Origin of the sequence: Sorangium sp. So ce204 (assembly GCF_051526795.1) — a bacterium.
Taxonomy (GTDB): domain Bacteria; phylum Myxococcota_A; class Polyangia; order Polyangiales; family Polyangiaceae; genus Sorangium; species Sorangium cellulosum_B.
Genome location: NZ_CP150317.1, coordinates 10,900,112 through 10,920,020 on the forward strand (window position 1 = coordinate 10,900,112; position 19,909 = coordinate 10,920,020).

The 19,909-nt window shown below is 72.8% G+C and carries 12 protein-coding genes and 1 pseudogene; 6 read left to right on the top strand and 7 right to left on the bottom strand.

The window, feature by feature from the left end; genetic code table 11:
* Position 1: 1 nt before the first annotated feature.
* Positions 2-502, top strand: coding sequence for an AAA family ATPase (locus WMF22_RS41030; RefSeq protein WP_438033270.1), 501 nt, complete (start codon positions 2-4; stop codon positions 500-502).
* A 91-nt stretch (positions 503-593) separates the two neighbouring features.
* Here the strand turns inward: WMF22_RS41030 and WMF22_RS41035 are convergent, their stop codons facing one another.
* Together WMF22_RS41035 and WMF22_RS41040 are read right to left on the bottom strand one after the other, a co-directional pair.
* Positions 594-1,442, bottom strand: coding sequence for a formylglycine-generating enzyme family protein (locus WMF22_RS41035; RefSeq protein WP_438033271.1), 849 nt, complete (start codon positions 1,440-1,442; stop codon positions 594-596).
* Between the two features lie 23 nt (positions 1,443-1,465).
* Complete coding sequence (locus WMF22_RS41040) at positions 1,466-2,563, bottom strand: PEGA domain-containing protein (RefSeq protein ID WP_438033272.1); 1,098 nt, start codon at positions 2,561-2,563, stop codon at positions 1,466-1,468.
* Between the two features lie 677 nt (positions 2,564-3,240).
* Between WMF22_RS41040 and WMF22_RS41045 the strand changes: the two genes are divergently transcribed.
* The 3 genes from WMF22_RS41045 to WMF22_RS41055 are packed head-to-tail and all read left to right on the top strand — an operon-like array spanning position 3,241 to position 5,731.
* Positions 3,241-4,485, top strand: a complete 1,245-nt coding sequence (locus tag WMF22_RS41045) for a hypothetical protein (RefSeq protein ID WP_438033273.1) — start codon at positions 3,241-3,243, stop codon at positions 4,483-4,485.
* A complete protein-coding gene (locus WMF22_RS41050) occupies positions 4,482-5,201 on the top strand; it encodes a hypothetical protein (protein WP_438033274.1) in 720 nt (239 codons plus the stop codon). Before WMF22_RS41045 ends, WMF22_RS41050 begins: the two co-directional genes overlap by 4 nt.
* Before the next feature lie 2 nt (positions 5,202-5,203).
* Complete coding sequence (locus WMF22_RS41055) at positions 5,204-5,731, top strand: hypothetical protein (protein ID WP_438033275.1); 528 nt, start codon at positions 5,204-5,206, stop codon at positions 5,729-5,731.
* Between the two features lie 151 nt (positions 5,732-5,882).
* Here WMF22_RS41055 and WMF22_RS41060 read toward each other — a convergent pair whose 3' ends face one another.
* The 3 genes from WMF22_RS41060 to WMF22_RS41070 form a co-directional block, all read right to left on the bottom strand.
* On the bottom strand, positions 5,883-8,624 hold the full coding sequence (locus WMF22_RS41060; protein ID WP_438033276.1) for a hypothetical protein: 2,742 nt from the start codon (positions 8,622-8,624) through the stop codon (positions 5,883-5,885).
* Positions 8,621-12,070, bottom strand: a complete 3,450-nt coding sequence (locus WMF22_RS41065; protein WP_438033277.1) for a poly-gamma-glutamate biosynthesis protein PgsC/CapC — start codon at positions 12,068-12,070, stop codon at positions 8,621-8,623. The genes WMF22_RS41060 and WMF22_RS41065 overlap by 4 nt, the downstream gene beginning before the upstream one ends.
* Positions 12,071-12,140: 70 nt before the next feature.
* On the bottom strand, positions 12,141-13,907 hold the full coding sequence (locus WMF22_RS41070) for a S53 family peptidase (protein ID WP_438033278.1): 1,767 nt from the start codon (positions 13,905-13,907) through the stop codon (positions 12,141-12,143).
* A 506-nt stretch (positions 13,908-14,413) separates the two neighbouring features.
* On the opposite strand from WMF22_RS41070, the gene WMF22_RS41075 reads away from it, so the two are divergent.
* A complete protein-coding gene (locus WMF22_RS41075) occupies positions 14,414-16,906 on the top strand; it encodes a hypothetical protein (protein ID WP_438033279.1) in 2,493 nt (830 codons plus the stop codon).
* Positions 16,907-16,931: 25 nt separating this feature from the next.
* Here the strand turns inward: WMF22_RS41075 and WMF22_RS41080 are convergent, their stop codons facing one another.
* Positions 16,932-18,218, bottom strand: coding sequence for a hypothetical protein (locus tag WMF22_RS41080; protein WP_438033280.1), 1,287 nt, complete (start codon positions 18,216-18,218; stop codon positions 16,932-16,934).
* Positions 18,219-19,076: 858 nt separating this feature from the next.
* Positions 19,077-19,268 (bottom strand): hypothetical protein, encoded by a 192-nt coding sequence (locus WMF22_RS41085; RefSeq protein ID WP_438037352.1) that lies wholly within the window; start codon positions 19,266-19,268, stop codon positions 19,077-19,079.
* Here WMF22_RS41085 and WMF22_RS41090 point away from each other — a divergent pair.
* Positions 19,195-19,553: pseudogene (locus tag WMF22_RS41090) on the top strand (chlorophyllase); the annotation flags it as partial. The gene WMF22_RS41085 and the pseudogene WMF22_RS41090 overlap by 74 nt on opposite strands.
* Between the last annotated feature and the right edge of the window lie 356 nt (positions 19,554-19,909).

Here is a 19,909-nt window from a genome sequence, read left to right on the forward strand (position 1 = left end):
GATGTACGCCGTGCACGTCCTGCGCGAGACGGAAGCCTCCGAGCTCTGCAAAACGCCTGGACTGCTGCTCATCGACGAGGCCGAGAACCACCTGCATCCTCGCTGGCAGAAGCGCTTCCTGGGCGACGTGCTCAGCATTTTCCCGAATCTTCAGATCATCGCCACAACGCACTCTCCCTTCATTGTCGGCTCGGTTCCAGGCGCCCGTGTGTTCGTCTGTCGCTACGACCGGGAGCGGAAGGCCTGCGTGGTCGATGACGCCACAGATCTCTACGCGAACAAGCCCGTGGAGGAGATCCTGCTCTCCCCCGCGTTCGATGGCACGCACCCGTTTGGCGAGGAGATCTCGCGCCTGATGGAGGAAAGAAAGGCCGCCTTCGAGGCGGGGGACTCCGTCCGGCGGAAGGAGATCGAGAAGCAGCTCAAGGACAAGAACCCCGAGTACTTCTCCTACCTCGATATCGAAGAGCGGCTGCAGACGCTGCACGGAGCGGGGGAGTGATCCCGATCAAGCGACTGCCAGCGCCTGACGTACTCGCACGGAATGAAGAACACGGGCGAGGAGCACGGCTGCGCCAGGACGCGGTCTGCCCCTACTCGCCCCGCGCGCAGCGGAAACCGTAGAAAGACAGCGTCCTCTCCGGCAGCTCGCCGATACGGTACGTCGGACTGAGCGTCTCCTCGGTGTGGGAGAACGCCCCTCCGCGGGAGCCCCTCCCGAAGCCTCCGTCGGTCAGCGTCGCGCAGTTGATGCACGTCGCCGTCAGATCGGCGTGGTAATCGAGGACCCACTCGAACAAGCTCCCCGCCAGGTCGGCTTGTCCCCATCTCCCGTCGCCCGCCGGGGATTTCGACCCGACGGACGGGATCGGGCACACCGTCATCGTGGAGTCGCAGCCGAACACCGCCAGATCCTGGCTCGGGGCCTCGTCTCCCCACGGATACGCGCGGTGCTCGTTCCCCCCGACCGCGGCGTAGTTCCACTCCGCCTCCGTGGGCAGCCGGCCCTCGTCCCATGCGCAGAACGCGAACGCAAGATACCAGCTCACGCAGTTGATCGGCGCCGCCTCGTTGCCGGCGGGCTCATCGGTCCACGTCCGGAAGTTGGGATCGCATTGCAGCGAGGCCCGCAGCTCGTCCTGCCCCGCGGGCAAGCTCGCATCCCACGCCGGGTCCCAGCCGCTGCCCTCGATGAGCCGATGAGCGCCCGCTCCCGCCTTCGGCCTGGTCGCCGGGTACCCCGCGACGAACTGCCGGAACCGGCCCACCGTCGCCTCGAAGCGATCGAGGCGGAAGTCGGCCACGGTGGCCGGATAACGCGTGTCGTTCAGGCGGTTGAACTGGCCGCCCACCACCACGCCCTCCGTGGGCTCCACGTCAGGGATGCACGCGCTCGCCGCGACCAGCGGGATCACCATCGCCGAGAGAGCCCTGAACACCACGCGTCTCGTCTCGCCCGTTCGCATCAGAAGCTCCCGGAGATGCTGGCGCCAGCGCCGGACGGCGCGATCCACGGGAGCGCGACGGCCGCCGGCGCCTCTTCGCCGCCCGACCGGACGATCCCATAGACCGCCGCCCCCACCGCGACGAGGCCCGTGGCGCCGAGGCCGACGAAGAGGCCGAAATCGCGGTTCTTGCGCGCATTGTCGGCCGCGAAGTCATAGCCGGGGTCGCAGTACGTCCCGCCGGCGACATCACGGCAGTTCTCACGCAACGCGCTGATCGCGGAGAGGTCGTCGATCAGGAACCCGACCGACGCGCCGGCGAGCGCGATCCCGGCGGCTCCGGAGATCCAGGCCCAGGTCGGGGTGCCCCCGCCTCGCGCTTCGTTCGCCCTGGTGGGCGGCGTCGCGGCGCTGGCCGCGGCCGCAGCCGCGGGTCGCAGCGTGAGCTCGACCGTCGTCGTCTCGCCCTCCGCGAGCGTGATCGCGCGGGTCTCTGCCTCGTGCCCGGGCGCGCTCGCGCGGATCTCGTGCGGGCCGGGATCCACCGGCAGGGGCTCCCCGAGCGCGGCCGCCGGGAGCGCCGTGCCGTCGCGCAGCACCTCCATGCCGGCGGGCGCGCCCTTGACCACGATCACGAGCTTCGGCACGCGCGGCTCGAGGGCCGCGATCCCCTTGTTCGCGACCTCCTCCAGGCTCCGCCGCCGCTGCTCCCCGGCCGTCTCGCGGTTCAGGACGAGGGCCCGATGGTAATCGTGCCAGGCCGTCGCGAGCTTGCCCTCGCGCTCGCGGCAACGCGCGATGTTGATCTGGGTGCTCGCCGAGGGGTTGAGCGCGAGGCTCGCCTCGAACTTCGGGCACCCCGCCGCGTCGTCCCCCTTGTCGACGAGCGCGCGCGCGGCCTTGAAGAGCGCCTCCGCGGCCACCGGGTCGCGCGCCGGCTCCTGCGCGTGCGCCGCCGCGCCGCCGAGCGCGACCGCGACCGCAGACGCGAGGCCGGCGAAGGCGCGCGCGACTCGCGCGCGGCTGGCACCGCGGCGGGCGCCGGCGAGGCGAAGGATGGGCACCGCAACAAGGCATTTCCCGAGCGGGCTCGTCGTCGTTTCCGCCATGTCCGCCATGTGTGCTCGTTCCGCTGCTGCGAGCCGCGGGGGCGCGCGGGGGGACCCTACAACAAAAAGGGCCGCACGACCAACCCGAGCGCATGGTTCGGCTTGACCAGGAGAGCCCTCTCCAATGCCATCCGCACCGCTCGACGTAGCTCCCACGTGGCTGTGCGGCGCGCGGCGCGGCGAGCCGCTCGTGAAGATGACAGCGACCCATCGAGTCGATCCGCGACATAAGCGCTCACGAGGAGCAGATTTCAGGGGCGCGCCACGTACGAGGCGCTTCGACGACGCTCTGCCCTCCAAATCGATCCGGCGCTCCACCCGGCTCCACACCATGGATCGTCCTCTACTCACCGCCGCGACCCGTCGTCCCGCCCCGGCGCCTTCTGCCCGACCAGCCCCGCCCCCGCCCGGACCGCCTTCGCCGGCTCACCCGTATCGCCCGCCTGCGGCCCCAGCAGCGACCACCTCGGCCGGTCGGCGCGGATGGGAAGCGCGTCAGGAGATCGTCACGGTCGAACGCGGCGGCGGGGTTGGAGCTGGTCTCCCTCGGCATGTTTGCAGGCGGTGGCGCGGCCGTGGCATGCGCCAAGGCAGCGTACAGGGGAGCACGTCCGCGTCCGTGCCCCTCGCGGGCTCACGCGCCGCGCATGTGGACGTGCTCGGGAGCAAGCTGCCATACTCCCCAGGTGACCACGCGGCTCGAAAAATTCCGTGAGTACATGGCGCGGTTCAACCCCGCCGGAGATCCGCGCGGCGCGGTCCGCGACGGTCTCTACATACCGCGACCGGGGCGGTCCACAGCCGACGAGGTCGCCGCGCGGCTGGAGATCGACCCCACCTCGTCGCACCTGATTGTCGGTGGCATCGGCTCGGGCAAGACCACGCAGCTCCTGGTCGCGTGCGACCGCTTGAATCAACTCACGGATACGCGCGCCGAGTACATCGACCTGAGCCTCATCCATGATCTCCAGAGCATGGTACCTGGAACGCTGATCATCGCTGCCGGGCTTGCTGCCCGCCGGCACCTGGAACCCGGGGACGACAAGGTGGCGCTCGAGGCCGGCGAGCAGTTCCGACGCTGGGCCTACGGTCATGATCGTCACGTATGGGTCCCCTTCGACGACGACCCCGGTGAGCCCTATGATCCCTATGATGATGAGCCGGAGCGCGGCTACCACGACATCATTGAAGAGAAGCCGCTCCTGTCCTCGCCGGAGAAGCCGCTCGATTCGTCTGTGGCGGACAAGGCCCAGCGGCTCGCTCAGATCCGCAGCGGCCTCTGCAGGCGCTTCCCATACCTCGTGCTCCTGTTCGACTCACTCGACCGGCTGCCGGATCCGGCGGCGTTCGCGACCGTGGTCGAGCAGGACGTCCGCGCCATCCAGAAGGCCGGCATCGGTATCGTCCTTGTGGGGCCGCTCCGATCCATGTTCGGTCCGCACCGCACGGTCACCGACTACTTTCAGCACTTCTACCCGCAGCACGCGGTCGACGTTCAGCAGGACGAGCGAGGGCGCGCCTTCCTGGTCGACGTCCTTCAAAGGCGAGCGCCGTCGGAGTTGCTCCCCGAACCGGTGTGTCGAAAGCTCGCCGAGCGCTCCGGCGGCGTACTCCGCGATCTCATTTCTCTGGCGCGTTCGGCGGGAGAGGAGGCGTATATGCGCGGCGCGGATCGTGTCGAGGAAGAGCACATCGACGTCATCGCTGACGCCTTCGGGCGTCAGCTGATCTTCGGGCTCAAGCCCTCCGAAATCGAAGTCTTGCAGCGCGTGCGGCAGACGGGGACCTTCGTCCCGACGTCGGACGACGACATGGTACTCCTCATGACCCGCCGCGTGCTGGAGTATCGGAACGGCAGCTCGCGGTTCGTCGTTCAGCCCACACTGGAACCTCTCCTCGAGCAAATGGCCAACCGCCAGGGGGCGGCATGAGCGCTGTCGGGCTCCCGTCGATTCGCCTTGACGAGCTGTGCCGCAGGAACGACGCGGAGCTCGCTCCTGGCGGAATCCGAGCGGTCGTCGTCTCCGAGGGAGATACGCTGTCCCTGGCGCGGCGCATCGCTCACCGTTCCAGGGGGCAGCATCTGGAGGCTTCCCCGGATGCATCCGCGCTCGCAAGGCGTCTGCGCGCGGGCCGAGGCGCGCTGCTCGTCGTCTCCGGGCTGGAGGCGCTCTCGGGTGACGACTGGAAGCGCCTCGATCTGTTGAGGAGCCGCCTCTCGCGCGAAGGGTCCACCGTCCTTGTCCTCTCGCCGCGCGCCATGGCTCTGCTGGCCAGAGCCGCGCCCAACCTGTCGAGCTTCATCAGTCCACCTCTATGGAACCTGGAAAGCGCCCCTGACGATGCGGCCGAAGAGGACATAGAGGCGGCTCAGCGGTCGTCGACTCATGTCAACGACTCGCCATCGCACTCACGGCAACGCTTGATCCGGCGCCAGTATGAGGAAGCAAGCAAGTTCCCCGGCGAGTTCGTCATCATGATCGGGACGCGAGTGCTCTTTCATTCCACCGATCGGGAGGAGGCGATCCGCAGCTACGAGTCGGTGTTCGAGGAGGTTCCCGGCGGCACGCCAGTCTTTATCGAGCCTGGGGTTCGGCTACCCGAACGCGATCCTGTAGTCCGTGGTCGCTCGCCGCGCGGCGCCTGAGCATGGTGATCGTCCAGCGGCAGCCGTTCGGCGTCTCTCGGTTCTTTACGGAGCACCAGGGCCAGCCTCAGGAACATGACCTGGGTCTGGTCGTCCCGATCAGGATCCAGTTCGAGCGGTGGCTCGGGGGCACGCCGCTAGAAGCTGATGTCTTCATCGACTCTGGAGCGGACTGCACGCTGCTGAGCCATCGCTGGCTCGAGGCATGCTGGAGGACCGCGTTGCCTCGCGAAACGCTCCGCTTGCCGCTCATCGGACCTGGGGGCTGGATCCGCGAGAAGGTCTCGATCAGCATCGGCGGCTGCGTGCTTCAGCTCTCACCCTCGCCCCAGCTCGCATGGCAGGTCGGTGGGGCTGAGCGGCCGGAGCTCCGAGAAATGTCAGGCTATGAAGATCTGTTGCTGGGCCGGGATTTCCTCCGGCACTACGGGATACTCCTCGTGATCGACAGCGAAAACTTCTCGCTCCTGTTACCCGACGACGAGGACAATCGGCGACGGCGCGATCAGGTTCGTCGGGCGCTCGAATAACTCGGGGAAGGAGTGCTCATCGGGCGGGCTCGATCGCCTTCCACCTGGCCTCGGTCAAGAAAGGCCGGCTGCGCGCCTTCTCCGACATCGGTCCCCGACGGTACTGCAACCCCTTGCCGAGCCCCGGCGCCACGCTTCACCCGGACCTTCCTCACGGATCGTCCTCCACCCACAGCCTCGGCCCGTCGTCCCGCCCCGGCGCCTTCTGCCCGACCAGCACCGCACCCACCCAGACCGCCTTCGCCGGCTCCCTCGTATCGCCCGGCTGCGGCCCCAGCAGCGACAGCCGCACCACCCGCTCCCCCGGCGAAAGGTCGTCGCCCAGCCGGATCACCGCGCGCCCCACCCCGTCCGTGCCGCGCTTCTCCGTCGCCGCCTCCCACAGCGTCGCGCGCGTCAGGTCGCCGCCGCGGCCCGCAAGCACGCCGTCCGGGATCGTCACCCGCCGGAAGAACGCCGCTTCCCGCGACGCCGGCTTCGCCCCCTCGAGCCGGTACCGGATCCGGTAGTCCGCGTTCTCCCCGGGCGTCACAACGAACAGCACCAGGTGCAGCGTCTCGCCCGCCTCCTGCTCGAACTCGTACGTCATCGGCCGGGCGCGCGTCAGCTCGAACACGTCGCGCCGGCGCACGATCGCCCCGCCGTTCGCCGGCGGCGCGTCCGTGTACGCCACCCCCGTCTCGCCCAGCCCCTCGACCTCGACCCGCCGCGCGCCCGCCGGCGCCGCCACCCGCAGCGACCCCGACAGCGCCACGATCGGCTCCTTCAGCGCCACCTCGCCGTCGACGCGCACCGCCACCTCCTTGCCGAGCGACGCGCGCGCGGCCCGGTAGATCACCGACAGCCGCCCCGCCCGCGCCCCCGCCCCGTCCACCCGCACGTCCTTCGCCACGAGCAGCGGCGTCCACGCGTCGCCCGGCGACGGCTCCCCCGCCGACTGCCACGCCGGCATCAGCAGCCGCCGGCGCACAGGCGCGTGCTCCGGGACGAGCACCCGCTCCGGCCGATCCGCGTTCGACCTCCCGCCCTCCCCCGCCCGCTCGATCCGCACCTGCTCGCGCAGATCCGAGAAGCGCTCCTTCCGCTCCAGATCGTCGAGGTTGAACGCGCGGACGTCCGTCCACGTGCTCACGTCGAACGGCGCGTAGCGCCACGTCTCGTCCTCGGCCAGCGTGACCCGGTACGGCAGCCGGTACAGCGTCTCGTTCACGCCCGGCTCGATCGCGCGCAGCCGCAGGCGCGTCCTCGCGTCGCCCGTGATCTCGATCCGCTCCACCCCCGCCGGCGGCCGGAGGATCGCGAGCCGCGGCTCGGACGCGTCGAACCCCTCGTTCCACCACTCGAACCGCGATCGCGGGAGCGTCACCTTGAGCTCGGCCCGCTCCGACGGCCCAGGACCCCACCGCGCCACCACCGTCGCGTCGCCCTGGTTCGCGCCCCCGCTCGCGTCGATCTCCGTCCGGATCAGCAGCCCGAGGAGCTCTTGCCCGGGCGCCATCCGCGCGATCACCGGGTCGCTCGGGTCCAGCGCCAGGTAGCGCACGATCCGCACGTCCGGCGGCGTCTGCAGCCGCGCCGGCGCCGCCTCCGCTCGCGCCGCGGGCGGCTCCGCGCCGGCCCCCGGCGGGAGCGCCCCCGGCGCGGCGCCGGGGCCGCCCTCGCCCGCGGGCGAGGGCATCGCCGGGTGGACGATCTCGCCGATCTGCTGCATCGCCTGCGCCTCCGGCGCGCCGAAGCGCACGCCGAAATCCGGGCCGACGCCGTCGATCACCACCGTCCGGATGTCCTCCCGCGCGAGCCGCACCGTGGCCCTCCCGAGCGGGCCGAGCGCGACGCTCGCCGACCCGCTCGCGCCGTCGGCGACCCGCACCGAGCGGCCCGGCGGGCCCTCGATGTCGAGCGACAGCGGGCCGCGGAAGTTCAGCGCGGCCGCGCGGCGCTCGCCGATCACGAACTCGGACGCGCCGCGCCCCTCGGCGCGCGGGTACGGCATCCGGAACCGCCGCAAGAGCAGGCGCGACATCGCGTAGTCGATCCCCTCGCGGCCCCCCGCCTCGAGCCGCCGCGCCCAGCCCCGGAGCAGCTCCTTCCGCGCCGGCTCCGGCAGGTCGGCGAAGCCGAGCGCCGACGCCCGGAGCCCGAGCTGCCGCCGCTCCTCCGCGTCGAGGCTCTGCTCGTAGACCGCGCGCGACGCCTCGCTGCGCTGGTAGCGCCCCTCGAGCCGGGACAGGATCGTCAGCTCGCTCGGCGCGCGCGCGCCGTCGCCGCCGTCGCTCCCCGCCGCGGGCTTCGCCCGGAGCCGCACCTGCCCGCCCTGCGGGAGCACGTCGTGCGTGATGAGCAGCGTCGAGCGCGGATCCGTCACCGCGCCCCCGCCGCTCGCGAGCCGCGCCGCGTACTCGCCCTCGCCGAGCGGACGATCCGGATCGCAGCTGACCCGGCTCTCCAGATCGATCGCGTGCCGCGCGACCTCCTCCCCGCGCTCGTTCACGAACGCCGCGACGAACCCGTACGGGTAGCGCCGCGCCGAGTCGCAGGCGTCGGCCCTCACGCTCCCCCAGGTCGTCACCTCCACCGCGTCGATCTCGGCCGGGACCTTGATCACGAGGTCCCGCTCCGGCTCGATGTGGTAGGCGAGGATCTCGTCCTCGGCCGGCAGGGCGCTGCCCAGCGGCGGCGCGCTCGACAGCTGCGAGAGCGCGAACGCCGTCACCCCGAGCAGCGCCATCGCGATCAGCCACCGCGGGTTCAGCGCCCTGCGCGGCGCGCCGTCGCGGGCGCGGAACCCCGCCGTCGCCAGGCGCGCCCGCGACGGCGGCCGCGCCGCGTGGGATCGCGGCGGCGCGGCCGCCTCGTGGCCCGCCGGCGCGCGGCGCTTCGCCGGGGCGGTCACGGGGCCCCCCGCTGCGGCGCCGCCCCGGGCCCGGCCGCCTCGACCCGGAGCGCGCTCGTGCCGACGGTGACCGCGCGCCGCAGCCGCGAACCGCCGGGCACGGCCGCGCCCGGCACCGCGACGAGCGCGCCGTCGATCGGCAGCAGCTGCGCCTCCCCCGGCCGCGCCGCGATGACCCACGGGCGCCCCGTGATCACGTCGCGCCCGATCTCCACATGGCACTGCGCCTCGAGCCGCGGCGCGGCCGGCGCGCTCCCACGCAGCGCGGCCGCCGCCGCGGCGCGCGCCGCGGCCGCCAGCCCTGCCCGAGGCGCCACCGCCACCGCCGCCCGCGACGCGTCCGACCCGGCCCGCGTCGCGTCCGCCGCCGCCCGCGTCGCGTCCGCCTTCGCCGGCCCCGCCGCCGGCGTCGCCTGCGTCGCGAAGTGCGCCCTCAGGTAATACGGGTTCCGCTCGGTCGTGTAGCGCCGGAAGGGCTCCATCGCAGCGGCAAGATCGCACGCCGCGGTCACACCCCGGGTCGGGCAGAGCTCGTCCCCGCTCGCGCCTGCGCCGGCGCTCCCCGCGCACGACGCGAGCGCCTGAGCGCGCGCGGCCACGTCGAGCGGCTCGGGCGTCACGCCGAGCCGCGCGAGCCGCGCCTCGAGGCGCGTCTCCCCCTGCCCCGGCTCCACGAAGCGCCGGAGCTCGAAGAAGCGCCGGACCGCGCTGCCCAGGTACACGATCGCGAACCGCCCCTCGGCGAACCGCTTCGCGTAGGCCATCGCCATGTCCGTCGCGCCGCTGAACGGCACCTGCTCGCGCGTGCCGTCGAAGATCCCGACGCGCAGCTCGAGATCGCGCAGCGTCTCCAGCAGCGGCCCCGCGAACGTCGGCACGTGCCCCGGCCGCACGACCTCGTACCCGAACGAGACCACCGCGTCCCGCTCGTAGGTCCGATCCGCCTCGATCGCCTGCACCGACAGCGCGTTGCCGCCGTCCCCGACCCAGACCTCGTGCGCCCGCTGGAAGTAGCTGCGCAGCCCCTCGGCGCGCCGCACGTCGGCGGCCCCGCTCGGCTCCGCCGTGGGCACCGCCCCGGCGAGCAGCAGCGACTGCGCCGAGAGCGCGTCGGCGAGCGCGAGCCCCGCGCCGAACGCCCCGATCTGCCACCGCGGCGCGGGCACCTCGACGAGCATCGCGCCCGTCAGCGGCGACCTGACCGCCTCCGTCGAGGCCGGCGCGGGCAAGATGGCGCTCGTCGACGCCGCAGGCGGCGACGCCGACGCATGCGCCAGCACGAGCCACGCCGGGTTCCCGCGCCGCTCCGGGCCGCCCTCGGCCGGCCCGGGCTCCGCGATGCCCCACGCCGCCGGCGCCGCGTCGGTGCCGCCGATGCGCACCTCGCGGAAGCCGAGGCGCCCGAGGATCGCCCGCTCCCACGCGGTCGGCGGCGCCGCGCCGGAAGCGCCGCCGGGGCGCGTCGCGGCCGCGATCAGCCGCGGCGCGACCACGGCGTCGAACAGCCTGAGCTCCTCGAGCGACGGCGGGCGGAAGCGGCCCGGCTGGACCTCCGTCAAGGACACCATCCGCTTCGCGAGCTCCTCCTCCAGCGTCCCGGTCCAGCGCACGGCCTCCGGCGCGCCGAGCGAGCGCGCGCCGACCGCCTCGGCGACCTCGCGCGGCACGTGCAGGCGCGGCGCGTCGCCGAGGGGCGCGGGCGGCTCCGCCGCCGGGCGGAACGTCATCGCCGTCTCGGCGCCGAGCCCCAGGCCGATCGACACGACGGGCAGCCCCGCCGGCGAGCCGACCACGCTGAGCTCCGGCCCGTCGCCGCCGCCCGGCTCGACGAGGAGCACCTGGGGGTTCTCCATGGCGTCGATCATCGCGGCCACGAACGCCTCGTCGTGGCGCCGGATCGCCCCGTGGCGCGACAGGAGCACGACCCCCGCCGCGTCGAGCAGCTCCGCGACCCGGAGCGCCACCGCCGGCAGCGCCGAGCCGAGCTCGGTGGGCGCGGCCAGCACCAGCCACTCGGGCGCGGACGTCGGGCTCCGGCCGACGCGCTTGCGGATCGCCGCCCGCGGCGCGCTCGGCGTGTCGTCCGGATCGTCGAACCGCGGGCTCAGCACGTACCACGGCCGCTCGCCGTCGCCCTCCCGCGCCACCGACACCCGCGCGCGCTCCGCCGCGCCGAGCAGCTCGTCCGCCGGCCGCCCGTCGCGCAGCACGCCGCGCGCGAGCCGGTGGGCGACGCGCCGCGACTCGATGTCGGCGGCGATCGCGGCCGCCCTCGGGCGCGGGCCGGGCCGGGGCGCCGTGTCCGCCAGCACGAGCGACAGCGCGGCGCTCTCGATGCGCGGCAGCGGCCTCGCCGCGGCCGCGGGCGGCGGCGGCGCGCCGCCCCAGCCGAGCGCCACGAGCGCGTAACCGACGCCGTTGCCGGCGAGGAACGCGGTGAACGACACCTGGATCGTCGGCATGATCACGATGCCGACGTGCTCCTTGTTCCACATCTTCACGGCGAGCAGGCTCGGGAGCAGGTAACCGAAGCCGAAGTAGTCGACCATCTGCAGCCCCGGCGCGTACCGCACCATGGCGAAGCCGATCGCCATCTTCACGAGGAAGCCGAGCACGTACACGAAGATCATCCGCCGCGGCCCCACGAGCAGCATCCGGGAGAACGGGCGGACCGAGGTGATCCAGCGCGAGAGGTAGAAGACGACGAGCGCCTCGATCGTCGTCGTGAGCAGCTTCGTCGGCTCGTACCACGCCACGGCGAGCAGGCCGGGCACGAGGATGCCGTTGTAGTCCCACCCGTAGCGGACGTTGTTGCGCGCGCCGAGCAGCGCGCCGATGACCAGGATGATGTGGGCCTTCGGCAGCTCGAGGAACTCGAGCGACAGGCTCTCGTTGAGCACCTGGAAGCGCGAGACCGAGAGGTTCGTCGTCCGGAGCAGCACGCCGAGCACGAGCGCCGTCAGCGCCGTGACGACCGCGAGCCGCGGCGCCGCGCGCAAGAAGCCGCTGTTCCAGAAGGCGTTCGCGATGAGCGGCACCAGCACGAGCCCGATGCTGTAGAGCTCCCGCGAGTGCACGAAGTCGTAGCGCGCCGAGACCTCGGGCACGACGAAGCCCTCGACGAAGAGCCGCACGATCACCGCGCCGACGATGAACAGGTAGAACCGCTCGCGCCCGAACGCCGTGGACCACGCGCCCGTCCGGGTGATCCAGCGGCCGATCAGCGCCACGAACAGGTACGTCACGATCGACTCCGCGACGATGAACACCGCGGTGACCGGGGCCGCGAAGAACACCGTCGCGAGGTAGCCGGGCACGACGAGCCCCGCGTACGTCCAGCCGAGCGTCTCGGTGAAGAACGTCCCGAAGACGAGGCCGATCAGGACCGCGGTGTGGAGGCTCCGATCGAGCCCGTTCGGTGGAAAGAGCGGCAGGTTCTCGAGCATGCGGCGGGGCGGCGGCGGCGGGGCGGGGCGGCGCGCGCCGCCGCCCGGCGCGGTTGCCGGCGCGGGCGCGCTACGGCAGCGTGGTGGCCAGGCCGATCGCGCTCGGCGCGCCCCAGCCCGTCGGGTAGTCCCAGCCGGGCCCCGCGGCAAAGAACTCCGTCTCGCCGCGCACGACGTCGCGGAACGTCGCCTGCACCGCGGGGGTCGTGTAGAGGATCGAGTTGAGGAACCCGGCGCGCGGCAGGCCCTGCGCGGCGCGGTAGCTGTTCACCACGGCGATGAGCCCCGCGAACGCGGGCGCCGAGAACGACGTCCCGCCGTACTTCCGCCACTCGCCGAGGTAGTAGACCCAGTACGGCCTCGGCGAGGTCGCGGCGTGCATGGCGACGTCCGCGACCGCCCGCTTGCCGCCGGATCCCTCGACGACCCCGACCTGCCAGGAGGGGATCGGGAACGAGAGCGTCGGGCCGGAGCCGGAGCCCGGCCAGGCGCGCTCGTCCTCGACCTCGCCGTCCTCGTCGAGCGAGAGCGACGTCCCGCCGACCCCGGTCACGTACGGGCTCGCCGAGGGCGTGTCGGTCTGCGCCGAGTCGCCGGTCGCCGCGACAACGGTGATCCCGAGCGCCGCGGCCATCTGCGCCGAGCGGTGGTACTGGAGCCGCACGGCCGGCGGCTCGGAGTCCTCGCGGTGCGCGAACGAGTCCGTGATGACCGACACCTCGCCGCGGCCGATGGCCTCGTTGAACGTGTAGACCATCGACGTGTTGCGCGCGTCGGGGCCCTGGTAGACCACGAGGTCCGCGCCCGGCGCGAGGCCGCCCGCCCACGACACGTCGAGCGTCGACTCCACATAACGCGTCGAGACGGGCTCCATCGTCTGGACGACCAGCGGGTTCGCCCGCGAAACGCCGAGCGCCCGCCAGAACGACTGCAGGTCCTTGTACTTGAAGGTCGCGCCGATCGTGACCCCGAGCTTCACGCCCTCGCCGGTGAACCCGAGCTCGTAGAGCTCGTCGACGTCGTACGCGCCCGCGATCTGCGCGGGGGTCAGCCCCCCCTCGACGCCGGCCGGCGGATCCGGCTCGATCTCCCCGGCCTCGCCCGGGAGCGGCCGGGTGCTCGCGGCGAGATCCGCGGTGATGATGCCGGTCGTGCGCTCGGACACCCACGCCGGCACGGTGAGCTGGCCGAGGGAGCCGTAGACGTCGAAGGGCGGATTCCCGGCCTGAGGGTTCTCTCGCTCGAAGACCCGGAGCTCCGTGTCGAAGGTCTCGTTGAACTGGCTCACCGTGCCGGTGAACTGGATCAGCAGCCGGTTCGTGGCCGTGAAGTTCACCTGCATCCCCTGCTCCTCGAGCCAGAGCTTCACGAGGTGCACGTCGCGCTCCCGCGGCGCGTACGCCGCGATCCACTCGTCCCGCGTGAGGTACTGGCGGAACCGCGGGCCCGTCGGGTCGTAGATCTCGGCGATCCGCTGCTCGAGCAGCCCCGAGTTGCGGATGGGGAAGCCCATCAGCGCGCGGACCACCTCGTCGCCCCCGGCCACGCCCTTGTCGGTGTACACGCCCGGCAGCGGGCTCGGGATGCCGTCGGTGGCCTCGGTGGGCTCACGCTCTTCCTCGGTGAAGTCGGGCAGCTCGTCCGGCAGCTCCTCCCCACCGGCGCCGCCCGCCCCACCGCCGCCGGCCTCGGCCGCGCCGCCGCCGCCGCTCCCGGCCGCGCCGCCGCCGCCGCTCCCGGCCGCGCCGCCGCCGCCGCTCCCGGCCGCGCCGCCCGCGCCGCCGCCGCCTGCGCCGCCGCCCGCGCCCCCGCTGCCCGAAGAATCTGCGATCTGCACGTCCGACTCGCAGCCACAGCTGGAGGCCGAGAAGGCCACGCTGCTGACCAAGCTGAGCAGACCAAGGACGGGCGCGGCACGAAGCACAGGTGAAGCACGGCGCATACTGACCAAGGATTCAAACCCCTTCCGACAGGCCGATCCAGCCGAATCGTCACAGCGCGCTGACGTCGCATCACACGTGCGCCGCCCGCAACACAACGCGCGTCGGCGGAGCGTTGGGAGCACCACGTCGCACCCTGTCGCGAACCGCTTCGCCGCGGAGCCGCGGCACGGGATTCACCGCGGCGCCGCGGCCAGGTCGGAGATCGCGGCGCACCGGAGGACGTGAGAGGCGGGCGCGACGGCTGCGCCTCGGGCCCTGGGGAGCGATCTTCTCGTCGCACAGCCGATGTTTTTGGCGCGGCGGACCCGGGTGGACAATTGTATTGATTCGACCACGATGCGACGCTCAGGCTGCCCGGGGCGTCCCGCGCCCCTCTCGAGGGCCGCGGCCTTCAGCGATTATGGCGAAGACTTACCGTCCGCGGATCCCCAAGCCCTTTCGCATCCCGCGCCCGATGGCCGCGCAGGCGGAGGGGACGCGCTTCGGGTGGCTCACGCCTGACGTGCTCTCGATCGTCGCGGGGGCGCTGATCGCCGCCGTGGCGCCGCTCGATCGGCTCGACTACGTGGCGCGCGGCCTCACCGCGGCCGCGCTCGCCGACGCCGCGCCGTCCGCGCAGGTGCTGCTCGTCACGGCCTCGCCCGAGGCGCTGCGCGAAGGGCTCTGCGAGCGCTCGCTCCCCGGGCTGCTCGAGCGCGGGCGCGCGCGCGGCGCGCTGCTGATCCCCCCGGCCGACGCGTTCTGCGGCGGCGCCGCGAGCCGCGCCGGCGCCATGAGCGCCGCGAGCGCCGCGGGCGCCGCGCCGATCGTCCGGATGCCGCCCGAGCTGCTCCGCCTGAGCGCCGGCGATGTCGTCGGCTTCTTCCCGCTCGCGGCGGGGGAGCGCGCGCCGGAGCTCGGCGCGCTCGGCGTCTCGGCGGCGCCCTGGGTGCTCAAGAAGGCGCCGCAGAGCGTCCCGGCGGTCAGCCTGCGCGATCTCGCGGACGGCCAGGTCCCCGCGAGCGCGCTCGAGGGCCGCGTCGCCGTGGTCGCGGCGGGCGCCGGCGGCGTTACGCCCCAGGCGGTCGCGACGTCGGCGCTGCCGCCGGCGAGGGGCGTCGCCGCGGTGCTCGGCGGGCTGCTCGACGGCGGCCGGCGCGCCTCGGCGCCGGCGTGGGTGCCGGCGCTGTTCGTGCTGCTCGCGGGCGGGCTCGTGTGGATCGCGCGCCGCCGCTACGGGAGCCTGGTCGCCACGGCCGCGCTGTTCCTCGGCGTGTTCGCGCTCGCGGCGGGGCAGGGCGTGCTCGCCGCGCGGGCCGAGGCGAGCCTCATCGCGCTGCCGAGCGCCCTGTTCGGCCTCGCGGTCGCGTTCGCGGGGGTCATGATCGTGCGCGGGCTCGTCGTCCAGCGCTCCGTCGATCGCGCCGCGGAGCTCATCCAGCGCGCCGCGCTGTTCCGCATGCAGGGCGTCCACACGCTGCCGGACGAGGAGTTCTGGCCGCGCGTGGCGCGCCTCGCGGAGCAGGCGCACCCGGCCGATCTCGTGCTCGTCGCGGAGCTGCCCGCGGGGAGCTGGCACCTCCGGTTCTGGAACGACAGGCAGGGCGGCGGCGAGAGCTTCGTCGCCGAGCTCCGCCGCGACGTCCGCCGCCCCCCGTACAGCAGCGAGCAGGGCGTGCCGGCGATCCGCCTCTCGCGCCGGTTCCTGGCGAAGCAGGACATGCCGGCGGTCGTGGTCCCGCTCATCGCGTTCGGCGAGATCGAGGGGTACGCGTTCTTCTGCGGCCCGGTCGCCGAGCAGACGTTCTCGCGCGAGCCGGAGCGGGCCGAGCACGTCGGCCGCGAGCTCGCGCTGCTCCTGCGCAGGAAGCGCCTCGCGCGCACGGCGCAGGGCGGCGCGGGCGAGGCGCGCGGCGGCGGCTCGCCGGAGGACGATCTTGTCGAGGGCGCGCGCGTCGCGCTCGACGACCTCCAGCTCTTCGGCTCGATGCTGCGCAGCGCGCCGGTCGGGCTGCTGTACGCGGACGCCTTCGGCGACGTCCGCTTCGTCGCGCCGGAGTTCGCGAAGTGGCTGCGGGCGCGCGACGTCACGGTGCCCGCGGAGAGCGCGAGCGCCGCGCTCCCGCCCGGCTCGCTCACGCTGGGCGACGTCCTCGGCGCCACGTCCGCGAGCGACGCCGCCGTGTCGCTCTCCAGCGTGATGGCGAGCGACGACGGCATCGAGCTGAGCGTCAGCGCGCCCGAGCCGGCCGTGCTCTCGGTGCGCCCGCTGCGGCGCGAGTCCGACGGCTCCTCGTGGATCGCGGGCTACGTCGCCGCGCTGATCCCCGTCCAGCAGGCGGCCCCCGTGTCCGACAACGTGCGGCCGCTCGCGGTGCGCGACGCCGCCGATCCGCTCTGCGCCTTCCAGCTCGGCGACGTCGTGGCCGATGCCGTCGCGAGCGCCGCCCGCGCGACGGGCCGGGCCGTGCGGCTCGAGCCCATCCGCGGTGCCACCCACGCCCTCGGCCACCGCGGCGAGCTCGGGCAGGTGCTCGAGGCGTTCCTCACCGACGTCGCGGGCCGCGGGCTCCCTGGCCACGGCCCCGTCGTGTCGGTGCGCGAGGCGCCCCAGGGCGTGCAGCTGTCGATCCTCGACGTCGGCTTCGGCCTGGGGCTGCCGGAGTCCGCGCTCCAGCGCGTGCTCACCGCCCCGGGCTCCGCGCCGGCCGGTCTAGAGCCGCTCGGCCGGCTGATCGTGGCGGTCGAGGACAGCCACGGTCACGCCGAGCTCAAGACCAACGACGGCTGGGGCATCACGCTCACCGTGACGCTCCTCAGGGCGCACCCGCGCGCGTTCGTCTCCGCCAACGAGGGCGGCAAGCCGGCCGCGCAGCAGAACGTCATCGCGATCGGCAGGGCGGGGCCGAAGTAGGCGCGGGCGCCGGGGCGTTCCGTGATCAGGTCGCGGGCACGACGGTGATCTCGCCGGTCGTGTAGAGCGCCGAGGTGTCCCAGGCGAGGCCTGGGGCGAGCGGCACGGCGATGTTCACGGCGGCGAACGTCCCCGCGAGGTCACCGCCCCAGCCCAGCAGGGCGATGGTGTCCCCGACCTGAAGCGACACGGAGCCGTCGGCCGGCACCACCTCCAGCGCCCCATCGACGAGGAGGTCCCCGTCGACGTCGAGAAGCGGCGAGGGGCTCGCTCCCCCGACGACGATCCTCAGGGTGGCCCCCGGCCCCTGGCTGTAGCTGCCGACGATGGCCGTCGCCGGGTGAGCCTCTCCGACCGAGAGCTCGCCCGACTGCGTGTTGGCGAGATCGCCCACGAAGCTGCCGGTTTCGAGGCGCCCGCCGGCAAAGTCGAGGTCGCCCTCCTCGACCTCCATGGCGCCCGCGACGAGGTCGCCGTCCTCGAGGCGCACGGAGGGCCCCAGGTAGGGATAGAGGCCGACGGCCCTCGGCGCGGTCCGGAGGAGGCCGTCGATGCTCACGAAGGCGTCCTTGCCGACCACGATCGACGGAGACCGATTGCCGCTGGCAAAGACGGTGACGTCGCCGCTGTTGAGCCATGACGCGTAGACGTCATTCACCTTGATGAAGGCCCCGCCGAGCTCGGAGTGGATCTCGGTATCTTCCGTCACGAGGGTCCCGTACGCCCCGATGGTGAGCTCGCCATTCCCTTGCACCGTCCCCACGCGAAAGAGCCCCTGGTTGGTCCACGTACCACCCCAACCGCGCACGCTGGCCGCGGGGCGCCTCAGCGCGTCTCGGTAGCCGATCCTGGCATTGATCGTGGAGACCTCGGCCCGGTCGATGTCCAGCGTGCCCAGGCTGTACATCCCCACGACGAACTCTCCTGTGCTCACCCACTTCGTCCCGGAGCCTGCCGCGGTCACCTGGCCGTTGCAGCTCGAGCAGCCCGACGCACCGCCGATGTAGACATTGTTCGAGAAGAAGCTCGCCCCTTGCTTGAGCTCGACGCTGCCCTGCGCCCTGAGGCCGACGTACGTATCCCCCAGGCTCGTCACGGTGGCGTCATACCCTTCGACGCGCAGGACCCCATGGTTCTGCGAGGATCGGTCGCCCACCACCAGATCCTCGGTGAGCACCTCGGCGCCGCTCTGGACGAGGAGCAGCCCCTGACAATCATCGCCGCTGACGCAGATCTGGATGGGTCCGCTGTTGGTCCACTTCGAGCCGTACCCGATGACCTGAACCGTGCCGCTGCGATCATTTCCTAACAATGCGCCCGCGCTGAACAGCTGCCCGCCGCTCGCGACGATCACCTCCCCGCTGTTGAAGGTGGGCTCCCAGGGGTTGCTCGCGCCGCCCACGCGGAGGGTGCCCGAGCCCAGATCCCACGGGTCGCTCGGGTTTCCGGGCGACACATCCCCCGCGATGGTCACGTATGCGTGAGCTGTTCCCGCCGTGCCCAGCGACGCAGCCGCGAGCAGGGTCGATAGAGCATATCGAATGTGCTTGTCCATAGATCGTACCCTCCGCCAATGGTCCAATGGCCATGAGAGCCCACCATCGCCCTGATGCCCCCGCGACACGGGAGCGCCATGCGCGCGCGGTCCCCCACGATTAATTCTATAGGCGGGTCAGTCGACCATGGCAACACAATTTAGTAATTTAGTTGCATCTGGTCGTTTGTACATTGGCGTGCATTGGTGTGCATTGGCGCATTTTGGTCCGGACGAGATGGTCCAGGCCGCGGGGCTTCGCGGCTCCCACCGTCGGGAACCGCAGAATCAAGCGCGGCTGGATTCCGAGCGACCGGTCCAATGGTCATGAGAGTCCGCCGTCGCCCTGATAACCCCGCGACGCGGGAGGATCAGGCACGCGTGGTCTCCCACGATTAACCCTATAGATGGGTCAGGCGACTATGGCAACACAATTTAGTAAGCCGTCACCCCGGCGGGATCGGCTGCGACCCATCGCGCTCTCATCGCGCTCTCATCGCGCTCTCATCGCGCTCTCATCGCGCTCTCATCGCGCTCTCCTCGGCGATCTCATCGCGCGCAGGCGATGCCGATGGTCCCCGCTGGGCACCGTCAATACGGCATGCGATTCTCCGATGCCGCGCGCGGCCGAGACATTCACGTCGAGAAGGGACGACGCGCCCTCCAGACGAGGATCGCCGCGCGGCCGCGGCCGACGCGGAGCCGTGGCGCGCCCCCCTTCGCATGCCCCTCGCGCTCGCGCTGCTCTCGCGTGTATTCCTGCTCGTCGACCGTCGACTTCTCCGGGATGACGACGCCCGCGCTCGTGGTCGCCGGTGACGAGGACACCTCTCCGCACCTGACGGTCGCGGGCGCCGACTGGCACGCCGATCCATACCTCCTGTCCCCAGGTCCCCAATCCCTGGTCACCCTGTTCGACGCAGGGCACGGGCTGGGCGGAGCCTCGGGAGAGGACGTCGCCGAGACCACGGACGAGGACCCCGAGCGAGCGGCTGCCGTCCAGCGCCTCACCTGGGCCTACCTCCGCACCGCGCTCTACCCCGGAGACTCCGCCTGCCCGCCGGGTCGCGCGACGCCCTCGCCTCCCAGCCGTTCGACCCAGCTCGTCGCCTCATCCACGGCCGACCTGGCGAGCGCCGCGTCGAGCGGCACGCCTGCGCGCGCGAGGGCGCCGAGATCGTGGAGCCGCGCGAGCACGGCGTGGGCTTCGACCGGCAGCCCGCCGGCCGGTACGAGGTCGCGGTACACGCCCGCGATGAGGGCCGCGTGCGACTCGGGCGCCGGCCCCTCCAGCATGCCCGCGATGGTCCGGGCGAGCGCCTCGTAAGCCGCGCGAGCCGCGTCCGCCGCGAAGCCGGCGTCCAGCACCACCCGCGCGAGCCGCAGCCTGTCCGCTGCCGCCTTCCGCGCGGCCTCCGCCGGAGGGCGAGCGACCGCCGGCGGCCTGGGCACCTCGCCGCCGCCGACCT

What these genes read in the sequence shown, in the direction of transcription:
- WMF22_RS41050 (WP_438033274.1), top strand. Translation starts at nt 4,482, where the DNA reads ATGAGCGCTGTCGGGCTCCCGTCGATTCGCCTTGACGAGCTGTGCCGC.
- WMF22_RS41055 (WP_438033275.1), top strand. Translation starts at nt 5,204, where the DNA reads ATGGTGATCGTCCAGCGGCAGCCGTTCGGCGTCTCTCGGTTCTTTACG.
- WMF22_RS41040 (WP_438033272.1), bottom strand. Translation starts at nt 2,563, where the DNA reads ATGGCGGACATGGCGGAAACGACGACGAGCCCGCTCGGGAAATGCCTT.
- WMF22_RS41075 (WP_438033279.1), top strand. Translation starts at nt 14,414, where the DNA reads ATGGCGAAGACTTACCGTCCGCGGATCCCCAAGCCCTTTCGCATCCCG.
- WMF22_RS41065 (WP_438033277.1), bottom strand. Translation starts at nt 12,070, where the DNA reads ATGCTCGAGAACCTGCCGCTCTTTCCACCGAACGGGCTCGATCGGAGC.
- WMF22_RS41030 (WP_438033270.1), top strand. Translation starts at nt 2, where the DNA reads ATGTACGCCGTGCACGTCCTGCGCGAGACGGAAGCCTCCGAGCTCTGC.